The following is a 25,617-nucleotide window of genomic DNA, read 5'->3' as shown; positions in this document are numbered from 1 at the left end:
CAAACGGGCCGAATGGAGCAACTTGGCGGCTTCGCTGCGACGAGTGGCGGGACCGCGGCGCGCAAGTGCCATGCGGAGAAGGGCAAGTGACATCCGAGGGGTAGGCTGAGGCGATGGCGAGATACGACGCCACCGTCGAGGGCGTCCGGAGCGTCTTCCTCAAGCTGAGGACGCGCAGCGGGCTCACTGTCGAGCGCCTCGACGCCACCGAGGTCGACGTCCGCCTGCTCGCCGAGCTGCCCGCCGTCCGCCGCCGCGCCCGCGAGACCGGCGCGTCCGAAGGCGAAGCGATCGTCCACGTCGTGACCACCGCGGCCGCCGCGCTCGACCCGGCCGACCTCCTGATCGCGGACGCCGCGCTGGCTCTCGGTGTCCTCCGCGCGCGCGTGGGCGAGCGCCCCGAGATCGAGCGCCTGTACGCCGACGACCTGGGGGAGCGCCGCCGCGCGCTGGCCGAGGGGTGGGACGCGCTGCACGCGCTGGTCGGCGTCTCGAGCGAGTACCCGCCGCCGACGGTCCGGAGCCTGCGCGGCTCCATCGAGACCCGGACGCTGGGCGTGCTCGCCGAACGCTGCGTCCACGACGTCGAGCCCGTGGTGGCCGAGCCCGCCGGCGAAACCGTGGGTGCCGTCGTGGTGGTCGGCAGCGCGGTGACCGACCACGTCGTGGTTTCGGACGAGCTGCCCGAGGTCGGCGAGGCCGTCCAGGCGCAGTCCTTCGACGTGCACCCCGGCGGCAAGGGCCTCCTCCTCGCGGTGGCCGGGCGGCGCCTCGGCCTCGACGCGCGGCTCGTCACCGCCATCGGCGGCGACTCCCAGGCGCAGGACCTGCTGCAGTTCATGCGCAAGGAAGGCCTGTCGACCGCGCTGGTCAAGGAAACCCCGGGCGTCGCCAACCCGCGTGCACTGGTGCTCGTCAGCCAGACCGGCGAGACGCGGTACCTCGGCTGGATGAACAAGGACGACGTCTCGCTGTCCAGAGAGGACCTTCGCGCGCCGCGCGTGCGGGACGCGATGGCCGAGGCGGACGCCGTGCTGGTCACCCTCGAACCGCCGATGGACACGATCAAGTGGGCGCTGTCGGCCGCGGCCACGCAGCCGCGGAAACCCCTGGTGCTGCTGCAGGCTTCGCCGCCGCGCAGCGCTCCGCAGCAGCTCTACCGGCTGCTGCGCGGGGTCGACTACCTCGTCGGCCGCGAAGGCGAGCTGCGCCGCCTGCTGTCCGATCCGGACAGTCCACAATCACTCGACGACCTCGCCCGGTCACTGCTCGCCCTCGGGGTGGGCGCGGTCTGTGTCGTGGAGAATTTTGGTTGTAGGATCCGCTCGAGCGTGATCTCCCGCGACATCGAGGGCCCGCCGGTCCCGCTCGACGACGCACCAGGCGTCCGCGAAGCTTTTTCCGCGGCGCTCATCCAAAAACTCATCCAAGAGGGTGCCGGCCGGAGCCGCGAGGAAGCCCTGCACTGGGCGATCGCGGCGATGGCGACGAACCCGACTCTCGACGAGATCGCCGACTCGATGCCGGGTCTCGAGGAGGTCGAGCGCACCCTCGAGACCGACCAGACCCTGGAGACCCCGTGACCGGAGCAGTGGTGCACCAGCTGGAGGGAGCGGAGGGGGCGTTCCGCGCGATCGTCCTCGACGGCGGGCCCGGGTGGATGAACCCGCCGAGCGCCGCGGTGTACGGCGAGCCCGTGGACGGGTGTCCCGTGCGCATCCATTCCCGGTGCCTCTACGGCGAAATCTTCGAGTCCACGAACTGCGACTGCCGCTGGCAGCTGCAGGAATCCCTGCGCATCATCCGCAAGCACGGCTCGGGCGTGCTGGTGTACCTCGACCAGGAGGGCCGCGGCGCCGGCTTGTTCGCGAAGGCGGAGGGGTACGAGCTGTCGCAGAAGCAGGGCTTGGACACCTTCGCGAGCTATGCGGCACTCGGGTACAAGGCCGACAGCCGGTCCTACGGCGACGCCGCCGCCCTGCTCGCGCAGCTCCGGCTCACTTCGGTGCGGCTGCTGACCAACAACCCCGCCAAGATCTCGGCGCTCGAGGCGGCCGGCATCAAGGCGGAGATGTGCCAGCTGGTGCAGCCGGACCCGAGCCGCGAGACGGTGCGGTACCTGGCGGCCAAGGAAGTGCACGGGCACGCGATCCTGCCGCGGCCCGCCTGAGCCTCCCTGTCGATTCCGGGTCCTCCCGTTCGACGCACGGGTGACCACACCCGGACAAGGGAGGACCCATGACCCTGCTCGCAGGCAAGAACGCCATCGTCTACGGCGCCGCCGGCCGGATCGGTTCGGCCGTCGCCGCCGCTTTCGCGGAGGAAGGCGCCACCGTCTTCCTCGCCGGGCGCACCCTGGCGCGGCTGGAGGAGGTCGCCGGGCGCATCCGGGCGAACGGGGGCGCGGCCGAGACGGCGGAGGTCGACGCCCTCGACGAACGCGCGGTCGACGAGCACGCCGACGCCGTCGCGGCGCGCGGGAGCCTCGACGTCTCCTTCAACCTGATCTCGCACGGCGACGTCCAGGGCACGCCGCTGGCCGACATGGCGCTCGCGGACTACGAACGGCCGGTGCTGACCGCCGTGCGCACCCAGTTCCTGACCGCGCGCGCGGCGGCGCGGCACATGACCAAGCAGGGCGCCGGCGCCATCCTGCTGTTCGGGGGTGACGGCGATCCCGTGCGCGAGTACCCCGTCGGCGGGCTGCAGGTGGCCTTCCACGCGCTCGAGGCCATGCGCCGCCAGCTCGCCGCCGAGCTGGGGCCGCACGGGATCCGGACGGTGACGCTGCGGACGGGCGGCATCCCCGAGGTGCTCCCGGCCGCGTTCCCGGGCCGCGACGCGATCGAGAAGAGCATCGTGGGCAAGACGATGCTCGGCCGCGCGGCCACCCTCGCCGACGTCGGCGCGGTGGCGGCGTTCGTCGCGTCCGACCGGGCCCGCACGATGACCGCGGCCACGGTCAACGTCAGCGCCGGAGCGCTGGTCGACTAGCACGGGTGCCGGCGGTGCCCGGTCCGCGGCAGGCGATCGGCACCGCCGGGCGGCCGAGGTCCGTCGACGGCTGGGAATGCGCCCCAATGTGGCGTTCGGTGCGTCCAGCGCACCCAATGTGGCGTTCGGTGCGTCGGACGCAACCAACGCCACATTGGGGCGCTGGACCCGTTACTTCAGTACCCGCCCGAGGAAGCCGCGGAGGTAGCCGGCGATGGCGTCGAGGTGTGTCTCCAGCGCGAAGTGCCCCGAGTCGAGCAGGTGGATCTCCGCGTCGGGCAGGTCGCGGGCGTAGGCGCGGGCGCCGTCGGCGACGAAGATCTCGTCGTTGGCACCCCATACCGCGAGCAGCGGGACGCGGCTGGTCCGGAAGTACTCGTGGAACTTCGGGTACAGGCCGATGTTGTGGTGGTAATCGGCGAGCAGCGCCTGCTGGATCGCCGCGGCGCCGGGCCGGTCGAGCAGGGCCTGGTCGTGGATCCAGACGTCCGGGCTCACCAGGGACGGGTCGGGGACGCCGTCGAGGTACTGCGCCTTGGTGGCTTCGAGGGTGACCATGGCGCTCAGGTCGTCCGCGGTCAGCGTGCCGGCGGCGAGCTTCTGCGGCAGCCCGGCGCCCAGCCCTTCGACGTAGGCGTTGCCGTTCTGCGTGACGATCGCCGTCACCCGGTCCGGGTTCGCGGCCGCGATGCGCAGGCCGACCGGCGAGCCGAAGTCCTGGATGTAGAGCGCGAAGCGGGTCAGGCCGATCTGGTCGAGCAGGCCGAGGGTGAGGTCGGCGAGCGCGTCGAAGGTGTAGGCGAACTCTTCCACCGACGGGGCGTCGGACGCGCCCGCGCCCAGGTAGTCGGGCGCGATGACGTGGTAGCGGTCGGCCAGGGCCGGGATCAGGTGCCGGAACATGTGCGAGCTCGTCGGGAACCCGTGGAGCAGCACGATCGTGGGCGCGTCCGCGGGCCCGGCCTCCCGGTAGAAGAGCCGGTGCCCGGCGACGGTGGCGTGGCGGTGGTGCACGGCGACCATGAGGTCCTCCTTGCGTCTCATGTTTATTTCTCCATTTATCCATGAGACGGGTAGGCTGTCAACGGGCCAGGGGAAACTGGGCACCGGACTCGGGAGGCGGACGTGGTCACTGCGGCACCCGGCGAGGACCGCTCGCCCGCGCTGGCGCTGGTCAACACCCGGCGCTTGAGCGCGGGCGGCAGCGTCGACGACCTCGCCGAACCGCACGGCGCCGCCGCCTGGCTGCGCCGGCACGACCTCCCGGCGACGGCGCTGCGCCCGGCCGACGTCGCCCGGCTGAGCGAACTGCGCGGTGCCGTCCGCGAACTGCTGGCCGCGCTGGCGGACGACCGCGAGCCCGACCCCGCCGCCGTCACGACGGTGAACGCGGCCGCGCGCGCCGACGCCGCCGCGCCCCAGCTCGTCTGGCGGGGCGGCCCGCTGCGCGAATGGCGCAGCGGCCGGCCGGGCACCGTCGACGCGGCCGTGGCGGCACTGGCCCGCGACGCGATCGACGTCGCCGGCGGCGACCTCGGCCGGCTGGTCCGCCCGTGCGAGGCCCACGGTTGCGTCCGCTTCTTCTTCCGCGAGCACGCCCGCCGCCGCTGGTGCTCCACGACGTGCGGCGACCGGGTCCGCGCGGCCCGGCACCAGCGGCTCGTCGTCGAACAACGAGGGGCTTCGGCCGAGTAGCGTCGCGCCCATGGAATGGACGCTCGAAGTGGTCGTGGTCCCGGTGTCCGACATCGACCGCGCCAAGGCCTTCTACGCCGACCAGCTCGGCTTCACCCTCGACCACGACGTCGCGCCCGCGCCGGGCGTGCGGATCGTCCAGCTGACCCCGCCGGGCTCGGGCTGCTCGGTGGTGATCGGCGAAGGCGCGGTGCCGGACATGCCGCCGGGGTCGATGAAGGGCCTGCAGCTGGTGGTCAAGGACCTCCCGAAGGCGCACGCGGAACTGCGGGAGCGCGGGGTCGACGTGGGCGAGATCCAGGTCGTCGGCGCCGGTCCGTGGGACGGCAAGGCGAACCTGGACAACGTGGGCTTCGTCTTCTTCACCGACCCCGACGGCAATTCCTGGGCGGTGCAGCAGATCTCGTCGCGCCGCTAGCGCCAGCTGTCGTCGCCGAAGCCGAGCGTGACCGGGCCGCGGCGGATGCCCGCCACCGTCTCGGCCGGCAGGACCTCGTCCAGGAACCCGTAGTCCGGGCGGCGGGTGCGCGCGTGCCACTCGGCGATCTCGTGCCAGCCGGGGGCGGCGAGCGCCCCGCCGAAGTGCTGGACCGACAAGCTCGCCGTCAAGCACGCGAAGCGGAGGCGCTCGGCCAGCGGCCAGCCGGTCAGCGTCGCGGCGAGGAAGCCCGCCCCGAAGACGTCGCCCGCGCCCGTCGCGTCGAGGACGTCGACCGGCAGGGCCGGGACCGCCGCCGTTTCGCCCGTCGTGCCGTCGACCGCGAGCACGCCCGCGCCGCCGCGGGTGATCACCGCGATCGGGACCAGGTCCGCCAGCTTCGCGAGCGCCGCTTCCGGGGTGTCCGTGCGGGTGTAGGCCATCGCCTCGACGTCGTTGGGCAGGAACGCGTGGCAGCACCCGAGCTGGTCGAGCAACGCCGCCGACCAGGCCTCGGACGGGTCCCAGCCGACGTCGGCGAACACGAGGCTGCCCGCCTGGTGCGCGGTGTGGACCCACTCCGCCGTGTCGAGGCCGATGTGCGCGACCGTCGCACGGCTCGACGGCGGCGAGCCGGCCAGCTCCGCGACCGGGACGGGCGGCGCGTGGCCGTGGGTGATCATCGCGCGGTCACCGGCGTAGGCGAGGGAAACCGTGACGGGGGAGTGCCACTCCGGGAACCGCCGCGAGCGGGACAGGTCGATGTGCTCCTGCCGCGAAAGGACGTCCCAGCAGTAGCGCCCGTAGACGTCGGTGCCGAACGCGGCCGCCAGCGACGTCCGCAGGCCGAGGCGGCTCAGCGCGACGGCGAAGTTCGCGATCCCGCCCGGCCCGGAACCCATGCCGCCCGTCCACACCTCCTGGCCCGGCGCCGGTGGTTGTTCGAGCCCGGTGAACACCAGGTCGAAGAACAGCGGGCCGGACAGGAAGACATCGGTTTCGGGCTCGGGTTCCACCGGCACGGGCGCCTCCACGAAGTTCGCGCAACTGTGCGCACGAGAGTGCGTCAACCACGCAGAATCCGCAAGATCCGCGCATTCTTGACCGGGAACTGCGCAACCTTGACTGCTATGGTCGCCGGATGCTGCCCCAGCGTCGCCACGAGCTGATCCTGCGGGCCCTCCGCGCGGAGGGGCCGGCGCCGGTCGGCCTGCTGGCCGAGCGGCTCGGCGTCAGCCACGCCACCGTGCGCCGCGATCTGGTGCTGCTCGACCGCGAAGGCCGGCTGACGCGGGTGCACGGCGGCGCCATGGCGGCGGACGGCGACGGCGAGCCGTTCGCGCCCGCGACCGAGCACGCCGACGAAAAGGAAGCCGTCGCCCGGCGCGCGGCGGCGCTGGTCGCCGACGGCGACACCGTCCTCCTCGATGTCGGCACCACCGCGCACCGGCTGGCGCGGCACCTGCGCGACCGCGCGCTGACGGTGATCACCAGCAGCCTCGCCGTCTACGAAGAGCTGAAGGACGCCGCCGACGTCGAGCTCGTCCTGCTCGGCGGCGTCGTCCGGCGCGGGCAGCTTTCGATGGTCGGGTTCCTGACCGAGGACGCGCTGCGCCAGGTGCGCGCCGGCACCGTGTTCCTCGGCGCGAGCGGCGTCCGCGGCGACGGCCACGTGATGGACTCGACGGTCGTCGAGGTGCCGGTGAAGCGGGCGATGGTCGCGGCGGCGGACCGGGTGGTGCTGCTCGCCGACGCCGGCAAGTTCCCCGGGACCGGCCTGGCGAAGGTCTGCGGGCCGGACGCGCTCGACGTCGTCGTCACCAGTGCCGGTGCCGACGAACCGACCTGCGCCGCGCTGGCCGACGCCGGGGTGGAGGTGCTGCGGTGAAGCTCGCCATCCTCGGCGGCGGCGGGTTCCGCGTGCCGCTGGTGCACGGCGCGCTGCTGCGCGACGGCGGCGTCACGGACCTGGTGCTGCACGACGTCGACGCCGGGCGGCTCGCGGCGATCGAACGGGTCCTCGCCGAGCAGGCCGCCGGAGTGGCGGGCGCGCCGCGGGTGCGCGTGACCACGGACCTCACCACCGCACTGTCCGATGTGGACTTCGTGTTCTCCGCCATCCGGGTCGGCGGCCTGCGCGGCCGCCGGCTGGACGAGCAGCTCGCGCACGCGGAAGGCGTGCTGGGCCAGGAAACGGTCGGTGCCGGCGGGATCGCGTACGGCCTGCGCACGGTCCCCGTCGCCGTCGAGCTGGCGCGGCTGATCGGCGAACTGGCGCCGCGCGCGTGGGTCATCAACTTCACGAACCCGGCCGGGATGGTCACCGAGGCGATGGCCGCGCACCTCGGCGGCCGGGTGCTCGGCATCTGCGACTCGCCGGTGGGGCTGTGCCGCCGCGTCGCCGGGGCGCTCGGCATCGACCCGGCGACGGCCTGGTTCGACTACGCGGGGCTCAACCACCTGGGCTGGCTGCGCGCGGTCCGCGTCGGCGGCGAAGACGTCCTGCCGCGGCTGCTCGCCGACACCGGCGCGCTGGAGTCGTTCGAAGAGGGGAAGCTCTTCGGCGCTTCCTGGCTGCGTGCGCTGGGCGCCGTGCCGAACGAGTACCTGCACTATTACTACTTCACGCGGGAAGCGGCGTCATCGTCGGCTTCGCGTGGCGCGCTTCTCCTTGAGCAGCAACGGGATTTCTACGCGGAGCCTTCGCTGGCGTCGTGGGACCGCACGCGGCTGGAGCGGGAAACGACGTATATGGCCGAAACGCGCGACGGGGAGCGTGACGACCTCGAGGGCGGCGGGTACGAGAACGTCGCGCTCGCGTTGATGCGCGCCATCGCACTGGGTGAGCGCGCGAACCTGATCCTCAACGTGCGCAACGGATCCGCGGTGCCGGATGTGCCGCCGGACGCGGTCGTCGAGGTGCCGTGCGTCGTCGACGGCAACGGCGCCCGCCCGCTCGCGGTGTCGCCGCTGCCCGGCCACGCGCTGGGCCTGGTGACGGCGGTCAAGGCCGTCGAGCGCGCGACGATCGAAGCGGCGACGACGGGTTCGCGCGAGGCGGCGCTGCGGGCGTTCGCGCTGCACCCGCTGATCGACTCGGTTTCGGTGGCGCGGCGGCTGCTGGAGGCGTACACCGCCGCGCACCCGGAACTCGCTTACCTGGCTTAGGGAACCAGCTCGCGCAGCAGCGGCCCGATGCGGCGGGCGAGGTCGACGTCGACCTGGTCGATTTCGTTCACGAACAGTTCGGTCACGGCGCGGAAGGCCCGGCCGAGGTCGTCGAGGCCGCCGGCGAGGGTGGCTTCGAACGGCCGCGCGACGGTGGTGGGGAGCTGATCGAGCCCGCGCCCTTCGACGGCGGGCAGGCCGTGCCGCAGGCAAGCCAGCGCGAGTGTGTACTCCCGCACCCGGCCGACCATGTACTCGGCCTGCCAGCCGCGGCCGCGCGCGAGGCTCGACCGCGCGTGCAGGGCGTGCAGCCAGGCCAGGTCGATCAGCCGCCGGGCGTCCGGGTGCGGTGCCGGTTCGCGCTCGTTCGCGGTGCCGAACAGCAGCCGGAACTTCGGCGTCGTCGCGCCGAAGTCCGCTTCCGGCCAGAACGCCAGGTCGACCTGCAGCGTGCTGTCCAGGAGGAACACGCGGAACACCGTCCGCTCGAACACCACGTCCATGTGGTGCACGGCGCCGTGCTCGCCGTAGAGCCGCGCGGTGAAGTCCGCGAGCACCGGCCCGGGATCGCCGCTGACGGCGAACGCGAGGTCGATGTCCGACCACGCGTCTTCGGCGTCGAGCGCGGCCGAGCCGGTGAGCGCGGCGCCGGTGACGCGCTCGTCCGACCGGGCCGCCTCGACCAGTGCTTCGCGGAGCGAACTCCGTTCCCCAGTGCTGAACACGGTCCCAGGTTAGACCGCGGCCATCGCGTTGAACTCCGCCTCGGCCGCGTCGCGCTCGACGTACCGCGACCACGCCTGCTCGGCGATGTCGTCCGGGTTCAGCGTCCCGGCGGTGAACCCGTGGTCCTGGGACGTGAACACGCGGTGGATGTCGCCGCGCTCGATGAGGCCGCCGATGGTGAGGATGCCGGCGTAGACGCCCTTTTCGCGCAGGGCCGCGTGCAGCGTCAGGACGTACATGCGCAGCGCCGCCGACGCCGGGGCGAGGGTGCCGAGCATCGGCATCGGGTGCTTGCCGCTCAGGCCGCCCGCGAAGAGCAGGGCGCCCGAGCCGCGGGCCAGCATCGGCGGCAGTGCCGCTGCCACGAGGTTCGCGGCCGGGAGCATGAAGTTCTCGAACGGCGTGCGCAGGTCGGCGGGGCCGGCTTCGGTGAGCGGCTTGATGGCCGTGCCGCCGGTCGCGTCGGCCGGGCCGAAGTACACCGTGTCGATCTCGCCGGCGTCCGCGGTGATCCGGGCGAGGACGTCGCGGAGCTGGGCGTCGTCGGTGACGTCGGCGGTGTAGGTGTGCGTGGGGATCCCGGTCAGGGCCTCGCGGTAGGTGTCGTGCCGCGTGGCGGTGCGGGAAACCAGCGCCGTCGTGAAGCCTTCGCGGCCGAAGCGGCGGGCGATCGACAGCCCGAGCCCGGGGCCGACGCCCAGGACGGCGATCACTTTCGGCAAGGGAACCTCCTCGTCGGACTAACTTGAGAACGTCCTCAAGTCAGCCATAAGTTGAGGACGTCGTCAACTTGGCTCCGGCGAATGTCGTCACGCGTTGCGGCCACCGGCGCAACGACGACGTCGGCGGCTGCTCCAAGCGGGTAGAACCTGTTCCAGTTTCGGGGAGGTGCCGACACGATGACCTTCGCCGTCCCGCGAGCGAGGAGTGCGCCATGGATGCCGACCTGACCCGCCGCCAGATCCTGCGCGGCACCGCGGCGGGCGTGGGCCTCGCGGCGACGTCCGCGCTCGTCGCGCCGTCGGCCGCGGGTGCGGCGCAGGTGGCCGAGTACGACGTCGTCGTGGTCGGGGCCGGCGCGGCGGGCATGACCGCCGCGCTGACGGCGGCCAAGCGCGGGCTGAGCGTCGTCGTGCTCGAGAAGGCGCCGACGTTCGGCGGCTCCGCGGCCCGTTCCGGCGCCGGCATCTGGATCCCCAACAACCCCGTGCTGCTCGCCGCGGGCGTGCCGGACACGCCGGCGAAAGCCGCGCAGTACCTCGCCGCCGTCGTCGGGCCGGACGTGCCGGCCGCGCGCCAGGAAGCCTTCCTGCGCAACGGCCCCGCGATGATTTCGTTCGTGCTGGCGAACAGCCCGCTGCGGTTCCGCTTCATGGACGGCTACAGCGACTACTACCCGGAGCTCCCGGGCGGCCTGCCGAACGGCCGCTCGATCGAGCCGGACCAGTTCGACGGCAACCTCCTCGGCGCGGAGCTGGCGAACCTGAACCCGCCCTACCTGGCCACGCCCGCCGGGATGGTCGTGTTCAGCGCGGACTACAAGTGGCTCAACCTCGCCGCGGTCAACGCCAAGGGTGCCGCGGTCGCGGCCGCCTGCCTGGCCCGCGGCACGGCCGCCGCGATCGCCGGGCAGAAGCCGCTCACCATGGGGCAGTCGCTGGCCGCCGGGCTGCGGGCCGGGCTGCTCGCGGCGAACGTGCCGGTGTGGCTGAACACCCCGCTCGTCGACCTGAACATCGACAACGGTGCGGTCACGGGAGTTCTGACGCCGCAGGGGCTGGTGCGGGCGCGCCGCGGCGTGATCGTCGGCTCGGGCGGGTTCGAGCACAACGCCGGGATGCGCGCGCAGTACCAGCGCCAGCCGATCGGTACGGAGTGGACGGTCGGCGCGAAGGAGAACACCGGCGACGGCATCCGGGCCGGCCAGCGCGCCGGCGCCGCGCTCGACCTGATGGAGGACGCGTGGTGGGGCCCGGCCATCCCGGTGCCCGGCGACCCGTACTTCTGCCTGGCCGAGCGCACCCTGCCCGGCGGGCTGCTGGTCAACCAGGCCGGGCAGCGGTTCGTCAACGAAGCCGCGCCCTACAGCGACGTCGTGCACACGATGTACGACAAGAACCCGACGGCGCCGGACATCCCCGCCTGGCTCGTCGTCGACCAGAACTACCGGAACAAGTACCTGTTCCGCGACATCCTGCCGCTGCTGCCGTTCCCGGACTCCTGGTACGCGGCCGGCGCGGTGTTCAAGGCCTCGACCATCCAGGACCTCGGCGCGAAGATCGGCGTGCCTTCGGCCGCGCTGAAGTCCACTGTGGACCGGTTCAACAGCCTGGCCCGGTCCGGAGTGGACAGTGACTTCCACCGCGGCGCGAGTGCGTACGACCACTACTACACGGACCCGCTGGTGCTGCCCAATTCCTGTCTCGCGCCGCTGTGGGCGCCGCCGTTCTACGCGCTGCGGATCGTCCCCGGCGACCTCGGCACGAAGGGTGGCATGCGCACCGACGCCCGGGCGCGCGTGCTGCGCCCGGACGGCACGGTCATCCCCGGCCTGTACGCGGCGGGCAACGCGAGCGCCGCGGTGATGGGCCACAGCTACGCCGGCGCGGGCTCGACCATCGGCCCGGCGATGACGTTCGGCTACATCGCCGCGAACGACGTCTAGAACTCCTTTTCCACCAAGGGAAGCACTTCGGTGCCGAGCAGCTCGATGGCCTTCATGACCTCGGCGTGCGGGACGCCGGACCAGTCCATCTGCATCGCGTAGCGGTCCGCGCCGGTCAGCTTGCCGACCTCGATCAGCCGCTCGGCGATCTCCTGCGGGCTGCCGACGAACAACGCCTGCGCGCCGGCGGTGTACTGGTCGTACTCGGCGCGGGTCGGCACCGCCCAGCCACGGGCGCGGGCGCCGTACTTCATCGTCTCGAGCCAGTACGGGTAGAACGTCTCCTTGGCGTCCTGCGAATTCGGCGCGAGGAAGCCGATCGCGCCCATGGTGACGTGCAGGTCTTCGCGCTGGTGGTCGCCGGCCTCGCCGGCCTGGCGGTAGAGGTCGACGAGCGGGGCGAAGCGCTCGGGACGGCCGCCGATCACGGCGTACACCACGGGCAGGCCGAGCAACCCGGCGCGGATCGACGACTCGGGGTTGCCGCCGGTGCCGACCGAGATGCGCAGGCGCCTGCCGTAGGGGCGCGGCAGGATCCGCGCGTTCTCCAGCGGCGGGCGGAACTTGCCGGACCAGGTCAGCGGGTCTTCGCGGTCGATGCGCAGCAGCAGCGCGAGCTTCTCTTCGAACAGCTCGTCGTAGTCGCCGAGGTCGTTGCCGAACAGCGGGAAGGACTCGGTGAACGACCCGCGCCCGGCGAGCAGCTCGGCGCGGCCGTGGCTGAGCTGGTCGAGGGTGGTGAACTGCTGGTAGACGCGGACCGGGTCCTCGGTGCTCAGGACGGTGACCGCGGAGCTCAGCGTGATCTGGTTCGTGACGCTCGCCGCGGCGGCCAGGACGGTGCCCGGGTTCGAGATCGCGTACTGGTCGAGGTGGTGCTCGCCGAGGCCGTAGAAGCCGAGGCCCAGCTCGTCGGCGAGCTTGATCCGCTCGAGGGTGTTGGCCAGCGTCTGCGCGACGGACGGCTGCGCGCCGGTCCGCGGGTCGGGCGCGCGGTCGCCGAAGCTGTAGATGCCGAGTTTCATACAACGCTCAACTACTTGGCGGGCTGATTCGTTCCCTCGCCGAACCGGGCCTGGATGGCCTCGAGGTTCCGTTCGGAAAGCCGCAGGGCGGCGGCGCGCAGGCTCGAGCCGTCCAGGGTGGCAAGCTCGAAGACGGCGGTGACCAGCTCGCGCATGCGGGCGCGGACCTTCGCGAAGGCCTCGCCGGCGTCCGCGCCGACGTCGCCGAAGAGCGTCCACCACCACCAGGAGTTGGTCGCCGAGTTGGCGACGAAGTCCGGGACGACCGGGATACCGCGGGCGCCGAGGAGCTCTTCGGCGTCGGCCGTGACCGGCAGGTTCGCGGCCTCCACGACGAGCTTTGCGCCGATCTTGGCCTGGTTGTCGCTGTCGACGCAGTAGGAGATGGCCGCCGGCACGAGCACCTCGGCGGGCACGTCCAGCCACGCTTCCGGCGGCAGGAGCTCGTCACCGGGTTTGAGGTGGTCGCGGTCGATCCCGCCGAAGCGGTCCCGGTGCCGCAGCAGGTGCTCGACGTCGAGCCCGGCGGGGTTGGCGACGATCCCGCGGACGTCCGAGACGCCGACGACCGGCAACCCGGCTTCGGCGAGGAACCGTGCGGTGGCCCCGCCCATCGACCCGAACCCCTGCACGACGACGCGGCTCGGCCCGGCGTGGCCGAGCAGTTCGAGCCCGGTGAGCGTGGCCTGCGCGACGCCGAGCCCGCCGACCAGCTCGTCCAGCCCCAGCCCGCCGACCTCGATCCGGAAGGCGTCGGCGAGCCGGGCGGTCGCGGCGTCGAGGTCTTCGAGCAGCGGGTAGACGGCCTGGACGGGGCTGAGCAGCCCGATCTCGGCGAGCACGCCGTCGATGACGTCCTGGCGCAGGCCGAGGTCTTCGCCCATGGTCCAGTACCGCTCGATGAGCGGGCGCATGGCGTGCAGGTAGCGGGCGACGACGTCGCGGGCGCGCTCGTCGTACGGGTCGAAGTCGATGCCGCCCTTGGCGCCGCCGAGCGGGATGTAGCGGCCGGCGGGGTCGTAGTTGAGGCCTTCTTTGAGCGTCATGCCCCGGGCCAGGCCGCGGACTTCGAAGAGGCTGCAGCCGCGGCGCATCCGGAGCCCGCCGCTGGCGACGCCCCGCACGAGCCGGTCGATCACCAGGTACCCGCGGCACCCGGTGACGGGATCGGTCCACGCCACTTCGAGCAGGGCGCTCACCCGAGCTCCCGCTTGACGGCCTGCTCGACCCACCGCGCACAGTCGCCGGCGGTGACGGCCCCGGTCTTGGCGACGACCTGGACGGCCAGCCCGTCGAGCAGCGAAGTCAGCCGCCAGGCGGCCCCGTGCGGGTCTTCGCACCGGAAGACGCCGGTTTTGACGCCCTCGGTGATCAGGGCGACGACGGCGTCCCGCCACCGCCGGTCCAGCCGCTGCAGGACGGCCCGCAGTTCGGGGTCCCGCATGGCGGCGGCTTGGGCTTCGATCCAGAGCTGCCAGTTGTGGCCGGGATTCGTGGGGCCGTAGAGCGTGAGGACGGCGTTGAGGCGGGCGTCGGCGGGGCCACCGTGGGCGAGTTCGTCGCGGAGGGTGGCGAGCGCGGTTTCGGCGGCTTGGCGGAAGGCTTCGATGATGAGGGCTTCGAGGGTGCCGAAGTGGTAGAAGATCAGCGCGGTGCTGACGTCGAGAGCTTTGGCGACGTCGGCGGCCCGGACCCCGGCGATGCCCCGTTCGCGGATCTGCCCCAGCGCGGCCCCCACGATCTCCTCCCGCCGGACGGCGACCGCCTTGCGCATCATGCGGGACACGGTACCGAGGGGGCGGGGGAGAGGGGAGGCGACGAAGGACGGGTTTGCCCGGCACGGTCGTTCAGGCTTTCCACTCGGGATTCCGGCCCAGGTAGCGCAGGAGGGTTGCGGGGGCGTCGTCGGTCGCCGGGCCGTCCAGGGCCGGGGCGTAGGCGAAGCCTCGGAGCGGCTCGGCCAGTTGCTTCGCTACCGGGAGCAGGGATTCCGCCAGTTCCTGGGTCAGCGGGGACGGCGCGCCCGAGGACATCGCGATGTCCCATGCGTGGATGGCCGCGTCCAGGGCGGCCGCGCCTACGGCCACCGGGGCCGGGAGGGCTCCCTGCGGGAGGGGCGTCGGGACCGCGGTGGCGTCTGGGCTGATCGTGGCGAAGGCGGCTGCCGCGGCGGTCAGGGTGGGTTCCAGGAAGTCCGCGGGCTTGGCTTCGAGGGTGCCCGACGGGGAGAACGGGTCGAAGTCCGGGCCGCTCGAGCCGGTGATGAAGGCCGCGTAGCCGAGCTGGTCGCCTGCTGCGTGCTGGAGGACCTGGGTGGCGTTCCAGTCCGCGCACGGGGTCGGGGCCGACCAGTCCGTCACGCTCTCGATCGCCGTGCGGAGGGCTTCGTGGGACTGGGTCAGGAGCGGCCACGGCGTGGCCGGGCGCAGGCTCGCGAAGAACCGGCGGAGGTCCGCCACCAGGACCTCCGGGGCTTCGTGCGCCGCGTAGTGGCCGGCCGCGTCGCGGGGGCCGCCTTCCTGGGCTGCCGTGTCGTACGCGTTCCAGCTCACGATGTTCGCGTGGTCGCGCTCGGCGAAGCGGCGGATCGACTGGAAGTCGCCCGCGAACATCGCCAGGGCCGTCGGGACCGTGGTGGGGCCCTCCGGGCGCGTCGGATCGTGCGCGTCCTCGTAGTAGAACCGGATCGACGAGCCCGCCGTGCCGGTCAGCCAGTACAGCGCCACGTTCGCCAGGACGAAGTCCGCGTCCAGGTGTTCGCCGAACAGCTGGGCGTTCCACGCCAGGAGGCCGAGCGGGGAGTCGGCCAGCGCGAACGCCAGCGTGTGCGGCTGCTGGCTGTGCAACGTGTTGAACGAGAACATGTTCTCGTAGAACCACTGGAGGTGCGCGAGCGCGGCCTGGTCGGCCTCGCTCAGGTCCGCCATCTCCGCCGGGTCGCCGGACGGGAACGAGAACAGCTGCGTGACGTGCACGCCGACGACCTTCTCCGGCGCCAGCCTGCCGATCTCCGGCGAGATCATCGACCCCGCGTCGTTGCCCGCGGCGCCGTACGACTCGTAGCCGAGGCGGCTCATCAGCTCCGCCCACGCCGCCGCCGTGCGGTGGGTGCCCCAGCCCGACTTCGCCGGGCCCGAGAAGCCGAAGCCGGGCAGGGACGGGATCACCAGGTGGAACGCCGGTTCGCCGGCCGACTCCGGTTCGGTCAGCGGGCCGATCACGTCCAGGTACTCCGCGATCGAGCCCGGCCAGCCGTGCGTCAGCACCAGCGGCGTCGCGTCCGGCCGCGACGACCGGACGTGCAGGCAGTGGATGGTCTCGCCGTCGATCTCCGTCACGAACTGCGGGTACGCGTTCAGCCGCGCTTCGAAGGCCCGCCAGTCGAAGCCGCCCAGCCAGTGCTCGGCCAGCGCGCGGACCCGCTCGTTCGTGACGCCGTACTCGGCGGGCAGGTCGTCCGGCCACAGCGCCGCGCGCAGGCGGCGGTGCAGGTCGTCGAGCTTGGCCTGGGGGATCTCGGCGCGGAAGGGGCGGATGGCGGGGACGGTCATGGCTGGCTCCTCGGCAGACTGGAACGGAATGCTTCGTTCCGAACTGTAGCAGAGCGGAATGATCCGTTCCAGTGCTAATCTGAGCCCATGCCCGAGACCGCCCTGCCCGGCCGCCGCGGCCAGGCCGCCCGCAACGACGTCGTCATCCTCGATGCCGCCCGCCAGGTCTTCCTCGTCGACCCGAAGGCGCCGATCTCGCACGTGGCCGAGCGCGCCGGCGTCGGCATCAGCGCGCTCTACCGGCGCTACCCGAGCAAGGAGGTGCTGCTGTGCCGGCTCTGCCACGACGGCCTCCGCACGTACATCCGCGAGGCCGAAGCCGCCGCCGAAGAGCCCGACGGCTGGGCGGCGCTCACGGGCTTCCTCGGCCGGGTTGTGGACGCCGACGTGCACTCGCTGACCGTGCACCTCGCCGGCACCTTCACCCCGACGCCCGACATGGGCGAGGACGCCCGCCGCGCGAACGAGCTGACGAGGGACCTCGTCGAGCGGGCGCGCGAGACCGGGCGGCTGCGCCGGGACGCCGTCGCCGAAGACCTCGGCATGGTCCTCGAATGCTGCGCGGCCATCCGCGTCGAGGACCAGGAACGCACCACCCAGCTGCGGCGGCGCTACCTCGCGCTGCTCGTCGAGGGGCTGGCCGCCGGGGGTGCGCCCGATTTGCCGGGGCCGCCGCCGCGCCCGGGTGAGATGAACGGGCGCTGGCGTCCGTCCTGACGGCGGTGCCGCGGGGCCGCCGGATGGCGGTAACGAATTCCGGGATCGGGGCGACTGAACAGCGTCGGACGTCCCCGAAAAGACCACGCGTCACCTGTCAGAGCGGTATTCCCGGACCCGAACAGTGAGATCACGACTATGCAACGAAGCTGGCGACGGACCACGATCCTGTCCGCGGTGGCCGCACTGGCCACGGCGTTTTTCGCAATCGCACCCGCCGCGCAGGCGGCCGATCCCTCGAGCGCAGTCACCGTCAGCACCACGAACGTGGTGCCGGGGCAGACGTTCACCGTCACGCAAACCATTCACAACGACCGCGATTTCACGGTGACCTTCGCGAAGGGTGCCATTTACGGGAACCCGACCGCGATCACCGACGTGGTCGACGTCGTGTCCTGCACCAACACCACGGCGGTCGGCTGCTTCCAGGCCGGCAGCAGCTACCGCGCCGCGTTCGGCGACCTCGAGGCGGGCGGCACGAGGACGACGGAGTGGACCCTGCGCGTCAAGGACACCGCCGCGCCCGGGCAGTTCACGCTGCAGCACCAGTTCGTCGGGGACAACTACGCCTTCGACATCCTGGACGGCCCGGTCATCACCGTCGGCGAGCAGTCCTCCCAGGCCGACGTCAAGGTCGCGCTCGCCGCGGCCGGGCACGGCGGGCTGAACGCGCGCATCGACTACACCGTGACCGTGACGAACAACGGCCCGTCCGCCGCGACCGGGATCCGCGTCGTGGCCACGTACGCGTCGGGCCTGTCCTTCGCCGGCGGCACGGGCTGCGCCCGCGTCGGCACCACCAGGAACGTGAACTGCGACGTCGCGTCGCTGGCCAGCGGTGCCTCGGCGACGACGAAGTTCTCGGTCAACGGCGGCCTGCTCGCGCTCGGTTCGTACACCACGACCGCGCAGCGCACGGCGAGTTCGCCGACGGATCCCAACGCCGCCAACGACAGCGCGTCGAAGACGTGCTCGGCGCTCACCGGGCTCATCGTGACCTGCTGAGGGTTCGCGAGAGGTGAACCGGGCTCGTGTCCTCCGCCAGGGACGCGGGCCCGGTCCGCGTTTTCAGCCCGTGGCCGTGGCGTAGAGCTTCGCGATGTCGTCGTCGAAGTACGCGCTGTAGGAGACGTCCGGGGTGTCGCCGCCGAGCCGGTAGCCGCCGATGACGCCGATGACCTCGCCGCCGGTCACCCACGGCCCGCCGCTGGTGCCGTCCGGGAAACCGGGGCAGGCGACCTGCATCTGGTAGGTGTCCGAGCGCGTGGTCGTGCCGTCGCAGACGACCGGGGAATCGGTCGTGTCGGGGTAACCCGTGAGGGTGATCCGGTGGTCGAATCCGCGATTCACGCCGAGCGCGTTCGCGCCGGTGAGGCTTTCCAGGGAAGCCGGATTCCCGGGCTGCTGAACGGTCAGGAACGCGAAATCGAGATCCGGGTCGGCCGAAGAAGTCCAGCCTTCGGCAACCGTCGTCCCGGTCACCGGCCACATTCCCAGTGGCGCCACGCCGTCGTGGTAACCGGGAGCGAACGACATTCCATTGCGGACGCAGTGCGCGGCCGTGAGCACCAGATCTCCGGTTCCCGAGTGGACAACGCTCGCGGAGCAGAAATGGCCGCCATTGGCGAACAATGCGCCGACCGGGGAAACGGTTTTCTCCGCCGGGGCCGGAATCGGAGCGGGGGAACCGGCGGCGTAGGCGTCGTCGGCGGTCGTGTCCGCGCCGACGGCCAAGCCGGTGCTCAGCACCAGCACCGCCGCCGCGGCCAGCAGCACCGGCCGGAGAACCTTGATCGCCACTCCTTCAGATCACCACAGGTCTGCCGGATCGGCAGCCCGTGGCGGCGGATGCACAGCGACCTCACAGCGGGTTCCGCGGAAGAACCCGTCAGCCCGCGGTGAGTCCCCGGCGGCGCGCCCACGCCGCCACCTCGGTCCGGTTGGCCAGGCCCAGCTTCGCCAGGACGCTGCGGACGTGGCTTTCCACCGTGCGCTCGGAAAGCACCAGCCGGTGGGCGATCTGCCGGTTGCTCAGCGCGTCCGCGACGAGCGCCGCGATCTCGCGTTCGCGGCCGGTCAGCGGGTCGGCCGCGGTTCGCGCCCGGTCGAGCACCGCCGTCGCCTCGCTCAGCCAGCCCGGCATCCCGAGCCGGCGGGCTTCGTCCGCCGCCTGCCGGGCCAGGGTTTCCGCGCGAGGGAGGTCGCCGAGGACGAGGAGCTCGGCCGCCAGGCGGACGCGGTTGTGCACGACGTAGGGCCGGGCGCCGAGCCGGGCGTCCCACGCGACCGCTTCTTCGAACAGCGCCGCGGCTTCGTCGTGCCGCCCCAGCAGCGCCGCCAGGCGGGCGGACCAGCTGCTCGAGCAGTCCGTGCAGAAGGTGCCCGCGCCCGCGGAGCCGACCGGCGGCGCGCCGGCGAGCAGCTTGGCGAGCCACTCCGCGGTCTCGACGTCTTCGAACGCTTCGAGCAGCGGCAGCAGGTTCGCCCCGACGCCCGGGGACGGGCCGAGGAAGTCGGGGTCGCGCAGCCGCGGGCGCAGGGCGTCGTACGCGGCTCGGGCCTCGTCGCGGCGGCCCTCGAGCAGAGCGCAGAGCGGCCGGGAGATGACCGCGATCGGCAACGGCGGCGCGATCGCCAGCACCTCCTCGTACCCGGGAAGCAGCTCGGCCGGGTCGCCGACCACGGCGGCGAGCTGCTGCGCGAACGCGAAGGACATCCCGGCCGCGGACCGGTCTTCGGCCAGCTCCGCCGCCGCGAGCTCGCTCGCGAGCCGGTTGTGCGCGCGGGCCTCGGCGAACGCCCCGCGGTAGGCCGCGACCGACGCCCGCAGCCGCAGCTCGTGCCACCGGACCAGCGGCAGCCGGGTGGTCGCGGCCAGCGCGGAGATCGCGGCGAGCTCGGCGTCGACGACCGGGACCGTGCCGACCTCGAACGCCGCGTCGAGCCGCCACTTGTGGCCCCACAGCGCCACGAGCGGCCGTCCCGTGCCGCCCAGCGCCACGGCGAGCGAGCCGAGGCGCAGGCGCTCGGCCAGCGGCAGTTCCGCCGGGCGGATCTTCAGCCGGGCGCGGACGGCGTCGAGCCGCGCCTCCTGGTCGCCGGAGAGCTCCGCGAGGGCCATCGCCTCGTCGGCGGTCCGGACGGCTTCGGTCGCCCGCCCGTAGTCGGCCGCGACGGCCGCGGACTGCGCGAGGAGCTTCGCCCGCAGCGCCGGGTCGGCTTCGGGGCCGAGTGCCGCCAGCGCGGACGCCGTGAGCGCGGCCATCCCGGGCAGCAGGTCGGGGGCCGAGGTGTCCCGGACGACGAGCGCCGCGGCGGCGGCCAGCGCCGGATCGGCCGTCAGCCCGGCGGCCTCCCGCGCGTGGCCGAAGGCGCGCGCGAAGCGGCCGGCGCGGTACTCCGCGGTCGCGAGGTCGACGAGCAGGGCGGCGAGCCCGTCGCGGACACCCGCCCGGCGACGGCAGTCGAGGGCCAGGGACAGGAAGCGCGCGGCTTCGGTGAAGGCGAGCGCGCGGGTGGCGTCCCGGGCCGCCGCCTCGGCCCAGTCGGCTGCCCTGGCCAGCGCGTCCGGCGTCGCCGCCGAACGCAGCCAGTGCCCGGCCACCACCCCGGGTTCGGCGCGGTGTTCCAGCGCGGCCGCGGCCCGGGCGTGCAGTTCTTCGCGGACGCCTTGGTCGAGGTCGGCGTAGATCCCGTCGCGCACGACGGCGTGGGCGAACCGCCGTGACCCGGCCTCGGCGGGCAGCAGCACGCCGGCGCGCACCGCGCGGTCGAGCGCCGGGACGATGGCCTCGGCCGGCCGCCCTGTGACCTCCGCGACGACGTGCGCGTCGACCTCCTCACCCAGCACGGACGCGATCGCCAGCAGCTCGCGCGCGTCGTCGTCGAGCCCGGCGACGGTCGTGCGGACCAGGTGGCGCAGCTCCGCTTCGCCGCCGCCGGTCGCCGACGAGCGGGCGACCGCCTTGAGGTAGAGCGGGTTGCCGCCCGAGCGCCGCAGCGCCTCGCCGGCGTCGACGGCGGCCCGGCCGACCTCGGCGAGGTAGGCGCGGACGTCGGGTTCGGTCAGCGGGCCGAGGCGCAGGCTCTCCGTGCCCGGCCGGCCGAGCAGCCCGGACAGCGCGTCGGTGTCGCGGTAGGTCGCGACGACGGCGAGGCGCGAGCGCCGGATCTCGCCCGCGAGGTGCCGCAGCAGCCGCAACGACGCTTCGTCGGCCCAGTGGACGTCTTCGAGGACGACCACGAGACCGCCCGGCCCGGCCGCGGCGACCAGCGCGTCGGCGGCCGCCGCGACGAACCGGAAGCGGGCCGCGACCAGGTCGGCGCCGTCGCCGCCGTCCAGGTCGGCGAGTGCGCGGGAGACCTCCGCGCCCGCCTCCGGCAGGGCCTGGAGCACCCGGCGCCACGGCCACAGCGGCGGCGCGCCAGGATCGTCGACGCACCGGCCCCACACGGCTTCGCGGTCCGTGACGGCCTCGACGAGCCGGGACTTGCCGATGCCCGCCGGACCGCCGACGAGCACCAGCGCGCCGGTGCCCCCGGCCGCCGCGGCGAGCCACGCGCGCAGCTCGGCCGCGGCACCGGCCCGCCCGACGAACGGCTCGCTGCGCGTCACCCGAGCAGTATCCCCTGCGTGCCCGGTTTCAGTGCCCTGCTCCGTACTGGCACTGATGCCGCGGGCGCCGCCGCGGGCGAGAGTCGGCGCACAGCGGAAGGAGCACCCCATGCACGCCACCATCCACCAGTTCCGCGGTCCACTCGGGACCCGCGGCTTCGGCGCGGGCGCCCTCGGCGCCTGCACGCTCACCCAGCTCGGCGGCCTGGCCGGTGCCGTCGTCACCTTCTGGCCCGACGCCGCCACGGCCGGCGAAGCCGCGTCGCTGCGGCCCGCCGGGACGACCTGGCTCGACGCCGGCGCGTACCGGGTCGTCGACGCGCACACCGCGTCCGACGCGGCCGCGTACGCCCAGCTCACCTGGTTCGACGGGCCCCGCGGCGCCGAGCAGTCGGCCGCCGAGCTGCGCGCGGGCCGCGAGCGGATCTGGCCCGCCGTCCGGGGCATCGAGGGCGTCGGGACGACGTACCTCCTGCTCGGCGAGGACCGGTCGCTGGTCGTCGTCGCGCTCTCTGCGTCGATGGCCACGATCGAGGCCGTCCAGGACGCGGTCACGGCCACCGAGCTGCTGCCCGGCGAGGACCCCGCGCTGCTGCCCGGCCCGGACCGCGTCGACGTCCACCGCGTTTCGCACGCGGCCCTGCCGGCACCGGCGGGTGCGCGATGAGCCCGCGCACCGCCCCCGCGCTCCGCGCCGGGACGTGGACCGTCCGCACCGCGACGGCGTCGTTCGAGGTCCGCAACTTCGGGTTCAACCGCGTGCGCGGCACGATCCCGGTCCGCGCGGGCGGCGTCGAGGTCACCGGCGGCGGGGTGACCGCCGTCCACGCGCGGCTCGACCTCGGCGCGCTGACCACGGAGAACCCGCGCCGCGACGCCGACCTGCGGAAGCCGAACCTGCTCGACAGCCGCGCCCGCCCGGACCTGACGTTCACCGCCACCGGCGTCCGGCGCCGCGACAACGGCTGGGAGGTGACCGGCGACCTCGGGCTGCGCGGGACGTCGTGCCCGCTGACGCTGACCGTCGAGCCGCTCACCGCGACCCGGGTGCGCGCGACGGGAACCCTGGACCGCGCGCCGCTCGGCATGCGGGTGCCGCGCGCGCTGATCGGCCGGTACGTCCGGATCGACGTCGAAGCGGACCTGGAGCCGCCTAGCTGAGGTCCTTGGGGAGCAGGGTGGTCGCCGCGTCGGGGGCGGCGGCCGCCTTGGGCTTCCGGTCGCGGAACAGCCAGCCGCCGATGATGCCGCCGGCGAACCCGAACAGGTGGCCCTGCCAGCTGACCCGTTCGTCGGTGGGCAGCAGCGACGTGAACTGGTAGGCGAAGCAGAGCGCCATCACGACCCCGATCACGATGTCGATCGGGTGCCGGTCGAACAGGCCGCGCACGATGATGTAGCCGAAGTAGCCGAAGACCAGGCCGCTGGCACCGACCGTGACCGAGTTCGACGGCGAGGTGAACCAGACGCCGAGGCCGCTCGCGACGATGATCAGCACGCTCACGCCCAGCCACTTCTTCACCCCGCGGTAGGCGGCGAGGAAGCCGAACACGAACAGCGGGCCGGAGTTGCCTTCGATGTGACCCCAGCTCGAGTGGATGAACGGCGCGCTGAAGATCTCCGGCAGCGACGCCGGGTCGCGCGCCTCGATGCCGAACTCGCGGCCCAGGTCGTAGCCGTCGAGCGAGTTGAAGATCTGCACCACCCACAGCACGGCGAGCAGGCCCACCATCACCCAAAGGGCCTTCTTGGCTTCGGCGATCATCGCCTCGGCTTCGCTGCGGGCCGGACTCTCACCACTCATGGCTTTCCCCCTGCTCGGTCGCGCGAAGGATAACCGGCGCGGGCCGCGGGGAGCGCCGTTTCGGACCCAGCCGTGACCTGGCAGGGTGAAGGCCATGACGTCACACCGGCCGGAGGTGGTCTTCCGGGGCCGTCGCATGCCCGGCGACCGCGCCCTGGTCATGGCCATCGTGAACCGCACCCCCGATTCGTTCTACGACAAGGGCGCGACCTTCGCCGAGGACGCCGCCCGCGAAGCCGTGGACCGCGCGGTCGCGGCCGGCGCCGACATCGTGGACATCGGCGGCGTCAAGGCGGGCGAGGGTCCCGAGATCGACGTCGACGAAGAGAGCAGGCGCGTGGTGCCGTTCGTCGCCGAGGTGCGGGAACGCCACCCCGGGCTGGTGATCAGCGTCGACACCTGGCGGCACGAAGTCGGGCGGCAGGTCTGCGAGGCCGGCGCCGACCTGCTCAACGACACCTGGGCCGGCGCCGACCCCAAACTGGTCGAGGTCGCCGCCGAGTTCGGCGCGGGCTACGTCTGCTCGCACGTCGGGGGCATGCCGCTGCGGACCGACCCGTACCCCGCGCCGACCCCGGAACGGCCGTTCTGGCCGCGCTACGACGACGTCGTCGCGGAGGTCCTCGCCGAGCTGACGACGGCGGCCGAGCGGACGGTCGCCGCGGGCGTGCCGCGCGGCGGCGTCCTCATCGACCCGACGTTCGACTTCGGCAAGAGCACCCGCCACGGCCTCGAGCTGCTCCGCCACTTCGACCGACTGGTGGCCACCGGCTGGCCGGTGCTGGTCGCGCTGTCGAACAAGGACCTGATCGGCGAGACCCTCGACGTCGAAGCCCGCGACCGCCTGGCGGGCACCCTCGCGGCGACGGCGATCGCGGCCCACGCGGGAGCGGCGGTCTTCCGCGCCCACAACGTCCGCGAGACGCGAGAGGCCGTGGCGGCGGTCGCGGGTCTGTCTACTGTGGACTGAGCCGGAGCGCCCCAATGTGGCCTTCGGTGCGCAAGACGCAACCAAGGCCACATTGGGGCGCTTGGGGCTCGGCGGCGTCAGCGTTGTGGACTGAGGCGCCAGAGGGACGTGACCTCCGCGGCCCTGGCCCGGTGCAGCGGATCGGCCTCGTCGAGGGCGCGGGGGTGGCGGGCCGGGGTTCCGGTCCGGTCCAGCACCCGCAGGCCCGCCGCCTCGATCCAGGCGAGCAGCTGCGCGCGGGTGCGCAGGCCCAGGTGCTCGGCGAGGTCGGACAGCACCAGCCACGCCTCGCCGTGCGGGGTCAGGTGGCGGCGGGCGCGGTCGAGGAAGCCGCGCAGCATGCGGTGGCCCGGGTCGTACACCGCGTGGTCCAACGGGGTGCGGGGGCGGCCGGGCAGCCACGGCGGGTTCGCCACCACCAGCGGGGCGCGGCCGGGCGGGAACAGGTCCGTCCGCACCACCTCCGCGCGCTCGCCGAAGCCCAGCCGGGTCAGGTTTTCCCGGGCGCAGGCGACCGCGCGGGCCGAGGCGTCCGTGGCCACCACCCGCTCGACCCCGCGGTGGGCGAGGACGGCGGCCAGCACGCCGGTGCCGGTGCCGATGTCGAACGCCAGTTCCGTGCCCGGCAACGGCGCGGCCGCGACCAGGTCCACGTACTCCGGCCGCAGCGGCGCGAAAACGCCGTAGTGCGGGTGGATCCGCGCGCCGAGCGCCGGTACTTCGACGCCCGTCCGGCGCCATTCGGCGGCGCTCAGCACCCCGAGCAGTTCCCGCAGCGGCACGGCCGCCGGGACGTCCGAAGGGCCGTAGACGCCGGTGCACGCCGCCCGGACGTCCGGGGCGCGGCGCAGCGGTACGACGTAGCCCGGATCCAGCGGGGCGTGGAGCAGCGAAAGGAGCCGGGCACGGCGGGCGCGGTCCGCCCGGTAGCGCGCGAAGTCGTCCGGTGGCGGGGAAGGCAGACGGCGGGCGAGCGCGTCCAGGAGCCGCCGGGCCGCCGGGAAGTCGCCGCGCCAGAGCAGGGCGACGCCGGACGAGAGCGTGCGCAGAGCCGCGTCGGCGGACAGGCGGTCGTCGGCGAGGACCGCGTGGCGCGAGGGTGGGGAAAACAACCGGCGATCGGGTTCGCCGGGCACGACGAGGTGAGCCATGGAAAGGGTTTCCGTTCATTGCCGCGGGCACGTCGAAGAACCCGCGAAAGGGCGGGTGTGCGGGAGGTCCTGAGGGGGAACTAGCTCAGGACGGCGGCATGAACGGGGTTCGTCACCC

25 protein-coding genes are annotated in these 25,617 nt (G+C 73.3%); 13 read left to right on the top strand and 12 right to left on the bottom strand.

What is annotated here, in order from left to right:
- The first annotated feature begins 113 nt into the window (after positions 1-113).
- The 3 genes from EIY87_RS22850 to EIY87_RS22840 all read left to right on the top strand — a co-directional run bounded on the left by EIY87_RS22850 (position 114) and on the right by EIY87_RS22840 (position 2,994).
- The gene (locus EIY87_RS22850) at positions 114-1,583 is read left to right on the top strand and encodes a PfkB family carbohydrate kinase (RefSeq protein WP_125311509.1); all 1,470 of its coding nucleotides are present in this window, start codon (positions 114-116) and stop codon (positions 1,581-1,583) included.
- Complete coding sequence (gene ribA / locus EIY87_RS22845; RefSeq protein ID WP_125311507.1) at positions 1,580-2,170, top strand: GTP cyclohydrolase II RibA; 591 nt, start codon at positions 1,580-1,582, stop codon at positions 2,168-2,170. Before EIY87_RS22850 ends, ribA begins: the two co-directional genes overlap by 4 nt.
- Before the next feature lie 68 nt (positions 2,171-2,238).
- Positions 2,239-2,994: an SDR family NAD(P)-dependent oxidoreductase gene (locus EIY87_RS22840; RefSeq protein ID WP_125311505.1), complete on the top strand. Its 756-nt coding sequence runs from the start codon at positions 2,239-2,241 to the stop codon at positions 2,992-2,994.
- A 171-nt stretch (positions 2,995-3,165) separates the two neighbouring features.
- Here EIY87_RS22840 and EIY87_RS22835 read toward each other — a convergent pair whose 3' ends face one another.
- Entirely contained in the window at positions 3,166-4,017 is an 852-nt protein-coding gene (locus EIY87_RS22835; protein WP_125311779.1) for an alpha/beta fold hydrolase, read from the bottom strand.
- Positions 4,018-4,119: 102 nt separating this feature from the next.
- Here EIY87_RS22835 and EIY87_RS22830 point away from each other — a divergent pair, with 102 nt between their 5' ends.
- Both EIY87_RS22830 and EIY87_RS22825 read left to right on the top strand, forming a co-directional pair.
- Complete coding sequence (locus tag EIY87_RS22830) at positions 4,120-4,689, top strand: CGNR zinc finger domain-containing protein (protein ID WP_125311503.1); 570 nt, start codon at positions 4,120-4,122, stop codon at positions 4,687-4,689.
- A gap of 10 nt (positions 4,690-4,699) precedes the next feature.
- Entirely contained in the window at positions 4,700-5,107 is a 408-nt protein-coding gene (locus EIY87_RS22825) for a VOC family protein (RefSeq protein ID WP_125311501.1), read from the top strand.
- On the opposite strand, the gene EIY87_RS22820 is transcribed toward EIY87_RS22825, so the two are convergent.
- Positions 5,104-6,129 carry a carbohydrate kinase family protein gene (locus EIY87_RS22820; RefSeq protein ID WP_125311499.1) on the bottom strand — a complete coding sequence of 342 codons (1,026 nt, stop codon included), beginning with the start codon at positions 6,127-6,129 and terminating at the stop codon, positions 5,104-5,106. The genes EIY87_RS22825 and EIY87_RS22820 overlap by 4 nt on opposite strands.
- A 119-nt stretch (positions 6,130-6,248) precedes the next feature.
- Between EIY87_RS22820 and EIY87_RS22815 the strand changes: the two genes are divergently transcribed.
- A complete protein-coding gene (locus EIY87_RS22815) occupies positions 6,249-6,995 on the top strand; it encodes a DeoR/GlpR family DNA-binding transcription regulator (RefSeq protein WP_125311497.1) in 747 nt (248 codons plus the stop codon).
- A complete protein-coding gene (locus tag EIY87_RS22810) occupies positions 6,992-8,275 on the top strand; it encodes a 6-phospho-beta-glucosidase (protein WP_125311494.1) in 1,284 nt (427 codons plus the stop codon). The genes EIY87_RS22815 and EIY87_RS22810 overlap by 4 nt, the downstream gene beginning before the upstream one ends.
- Here EIY87_RS22810 and EIY87_RS22805 read toward each other — a convergent pair.
- Together EIY87_RS22805 and EIY87_RS22800 are read right to left on the bottom strand one after the other, a co-directional pair.
- A complete protein-coding gene (locus tag EIY87_RS22805) occupies positions 8,272-9,000 on the bottom strand; it encodes a nucleotidyltransferase family protein (RefSeq protein WP_125311492.1) in 729 nt (242 codons plus the stop codon). The genes EIY87_RS22810 and EIY87_RS22805 overlap by 4 nt on opposite strands.
- 9 nt (positions 9,001-9,009) lie before the next feature.
- Positions 9,010-9,714: an SDR family NAD(P)-dependent oxidoreductase gene (locus tag EIY87_RS22800; protein WP_225440001.1), complete on the bottom strand. Its 705-nt coding sequence runs from the start codon at positions 9,712-9,714 to the stop codon at positions 9,010-9,012.
- Positions 9,715-9,935: 221 nt separating this feature from the next.
- On the opposite strand from EIY87_RS22800, the gene kstD reads away from it, so the two are divergent.
- The gene (gene kstD / locus EIY87_RS22795) at positions 9,936-11,666 is read left to right on the top strand and encodes a 3-oxosteroid 1-dehydrogenase (RefSeq protein WP_125311488.1); all 1,731 of its coding nucleotides are present in this window, start codon (positions 9,936-9,938) and stop codon (positions 11,664-11,666) included.
- Here the strand turns inward: kstD and EIY87_RS22790 are convergent.
- The 4 genes from EIY87_RS22790 to EIY87_RS22775 all read right to left on the bottom strand — a co-directional run bounded on the left by EIY87_RS22790 (position 11,663) and on the right by EIY87_RS22775 (position 16,242).
- On the bottom strand, positions 11,663-12,691 hold the full coding sequence (locus EIY87_RS22790) for an LLM class flavin-dependent oxidoreductase (RefSeq protein WP_125311486.1): 1,029 nt from the start codon (positions 12,689-12,691) through the stop codon (positions 11,663-11,665). The genes kstD and EIY87_RS22790 overlap by 4 nt on opposite strands.
- Positions 12,692-12,702: 11 nt before the next feature.
- Positions 12,703-13,890: a Glu/Leu/Phe/Val dehydrogenase dimerization domain-containing protein gene (locus tag EIY87_RS22785; RefSeq protein ID WP_125311484.1), complete on the bottom strand. Its 1,188-nt coding sequence runs from the start codon at positions 13,888-13,890 to the stop codon at positions 12,703-12,705.
- Positions 13,887-14,468 (bottom strand): TetR/AcrR family transcriptional regulator, encoded by a 582-nt coding sequence (locus EIY87_RS22780; RefSeq protein ID WP_125311482.1) that lies wholly within the window; start codon positions 14,466-14,468, stop codon positions 13,887-13,889. Before EIY87_RS22780 ends, EIY87_RS22785 begins: the two co-directional genes overlap by 4 nt.
- Positions 14,469-14,538: 70 nt before the next feature.
- Positions 14,539-16,242, bottom strand: coding sequence for an alpha/beta fold hydrolase (locus EIY87_RS22775; protein WP_125311480.1), 1,704 nt, complete (start codon positions 16,240-16,242; stop codon positions 14,539-14,541).
- A gap of 87 nt (positions 16,243-16,329) precedes the next feature.
- On the opposite strand from EIY87_RS22775, the gene EIY87_RS22770 reads away from it, so the two are divergent.
- Positions 16,330-16,959, top strand: coding sequence for a TetR/AcrR family transcriptional regulator (locus EIY87_RS22770; protein WP_125311478.1), 630 nt, complete (start codon positions 16,330-16,332; stop codon positions 16,957-16,959).
- A 177-nt stretch (positions 16,960-17,136) separates the two neighbouring features.
- Entirely contained in the window at positions 17,137-17,964 is an 828-nt protein-coding gene (locus tag EIY87_RS22765; RefSeq protein ID WP_125311777.1) for a DUF11 domain-containing protein, read from the top strand.
- Between the two features lie 63 nt (positions 17,965-18,027).
- Here EIY87_RS22765 and EIY87_RS22760 read toward each other — a convergent pair whose 3' ends face one another.
- Together EIY87_RS22760 and EIY87_RS22755 are read right to left on the bottom strand one after the other, a co-directional pair.
- Complete coding sequence (locus EIY87_RS22760; protein WP_125311476.1) at positions 18,028-18,759, bottom strand: S1 family peptidase; 732 nt, start codon at positions 18,757-18,759, stop codon at positions 18,028-18,030.
- 88 nt (positions 18,760-18,847) lie between these two features.
- Positions 18,848-21,574 carry an ATP-binding protein gene (locus EIY87_RS22755; protein ID WP_125311474.1) on the bottom strand — a complete coding sequence of 909 codons (2,727 nt, stop codon included), beginning with the start codon at positions 21,572-21,574 and terminating at the stop codon, positions 18,848-18,850.
- A 109-nt stretch (positions 21,575-21,683) separates the two neighbouring features.
- Between EIY87_RS22755 and EIY87_RS22750 the strand changes: the two genes are divergently transcribed.
- Both EIY87_RS22750 and EIY87_RS22745 read left to right on the top strand, forming a co-directional pair.
- Positions 21,684-22,241, top strand: coding sequence for a hypothetical protein (locus tag EIY87_RS22750; protein WP_125311472.1), 558 nt, complete (start codon positions 21,684-21,686; stop codon positions 22,239-22,241).
- Complete coding sequence (locus EIY87_RS22745) at positions 22,238-22,735, top strand: YceI family protein (protein WP_125311470.1); 498 nt, start codon at positions 22,238-22,240, stop codon at positions 22,733-22,735. Before EIY87_RS22750 ends, EIY87_RS22745 begins: the two co-directional genes overlap by 4 nt.
- Here EIY87_RS22745 and EIY87_RS22740 read toward each other — a convergent pair.
- The gene (locus EIY87_RS22740) at positions 22,728-23,378 is read right to left on the bottom strand and encodes a rhomboid family intramembrane serine protease (RefSeq protein WP_125311468.1); all 651 of its coding nucleotides are present in this window, start codon (positions 23,376-23,378) and stop codon (positions 22,728-22,730) included. The genes EIY87_RS22745 and EIY87_RS22740 overlap by 8 nt on opposite strands.
- A gap of 94 nt (positions 23,379-23,472) precedes the next feature.
- On the opposite strand from EIY87_RS22740, the gene folP reads away from it, so the two are divergent.
- The gene (gene folP / locus EIY87_RS22735; protein WP_125311466.1) at positions 23,473-24,348 is read left to right on the top strand and encodes a dihydropteroate synthase; all 876 of its coding nucleotides are present in this window, start codon (positions 23,473-23,475) and stop codon (positions 24,346-24,348) included.
- 77 nt (positions 24,349-24,425) lie between these two features.
- On the opposite strand, the gene EIY87_RS22730 is transcribed toward folP, so the two are convergent.
- Positions 24,426-25,499 (bottom strand): N5-glutamine methyltransferase family protein, encoded by a 1,074-nt coding sequence (locus EIY87_RS22730; protein WP_125311464.1) that lies wholly within the window; start codon positions 25,497-25,499, stop codon positions 24,426-24,428.
- Between the last annotated feature and the right edge of the window lie 118 nt (positions 25,500-25,617).

Source organism: Amycolatopsis eburnea (genome assembly GCF_003937945.1).
GTDB classification, from domain to species: Bacteria; Actinomycetota; Actinomycetes; order Mycobacteriales; family Pseudonocardiaceae; genus Amycolatopsis; species Amycolatopsis eburnea.
The sequence above is the reverse complement of the archived record's forward strand: the minus strand, read 5'-3'. Positions and strand labels throughout refer to the sequence as shown.

Bases quoted from the DNA above. Each gene is read 5' to 3' on its own strand.
- EIY87_RS22850 (WP_125311509.1), top strand. From the start codon at position 114: ATGGCGAGATACGACGCCACCGTCGAGGGCGTCCGGAGCGTCTTCCTC.
- kstD (WP_125311488.1), top strand. From the start codon at position 9,936: ATGGATGCCGACCTGACCCGCCGCCAGATCCTGCGCGGCACCGCGGCG.
- EIY87_RS22740 (WP_125311468.1), bottom strand. From the start codon at position 23,378: ATGAGTGGTGAGAGTCCGGCCCGCAGCGAAGCCGAGGCGATGATCGCC.
- EIY87_RS22815 (WP_125311497.1), top strand. From the start codon at position 6,249: ATGCTGCCCCAGCGTCGCCACGAGCTGATCCTGCGGGCCCTCCGCGCG.
- EIY87_RS22775 (WP_125311480.1), bottom strand. From the start codon at position 16,242: ATGACCGTCCCCGCCATCCGCCCCTTCCGCGCCGAGATCCCCCAGGCC.
- folP (WP_125311466.1), top strand. From the start codon at position 23,473: ATGACGTCACACCGGCCGGAGGTGGTCTTCCGGGGCCGTCGCATGCCC.
- EIY87_RS22780 (WP_125311482.1), bottom strand. From the start codon at position 14,468: ATGATGCGCAAGGCGGTCGCCGTCCGGCGGGAGGAGATCGTGGGGGCC.
- EIY87_RS22770 (WP_125311478.1), top strand. From the start codon at position 16,330: ATGCCCGAGACCGCCCTGCCCGGCCGCCGCGGCCAGGCCGCCCGCAAC.
- EIY87_RS22825 (WP_125311501.1), top strand. From the start codon at position 4,700: ATGGAATGGACGCTCGAAGTGGTCGTGGTCCCGGTGTCCGACATCGAC.
- EIY87_RS22745 (WP_125311470.1), top strand. From the start codon at position 22,238: ATGAGCCCGCGCACCGCCCCCGCGCTCCGCGCCGGGACGTGGACCGTC.
- EIY87_RS22730 (WP_125311464.1), bottom strand. From the start codon at position 25,499: ATGGCTCACCTCGTCGTGCCCGGCGAACCCGATCGCCGGTTGTTTTCC.
- EIY87_RS22835 (WP_125311779.1), bottom strand. From the start codon at position 4,017: ATGGTCGCCGTGCACCACCGCCACGCCACCGTCGCCGGGCACCGGCTC.
- EIY87_RS22790 (WP_125311486.1), bottom strand. From the start codon at position 12,691: ATGAAACTCGGCATCTACAGCTTCGGCGACCGCGCGCCCGACCCGCGG.
- EIY87_RS22750 (WP_125311472.1), top strand. From the start codon at position 21,684: ATGCACGCCACCATCCACCAGTTCCGCGGTCCACTCGGGACCCGCGGC.
- EIY87_RS22840 (WP_125311505.1), top strand. From the start codon at position 2,239: ATGACCCTGCTCGCAGGCAAGAACGCCATCGTCTACGGCGCCGCCGGC.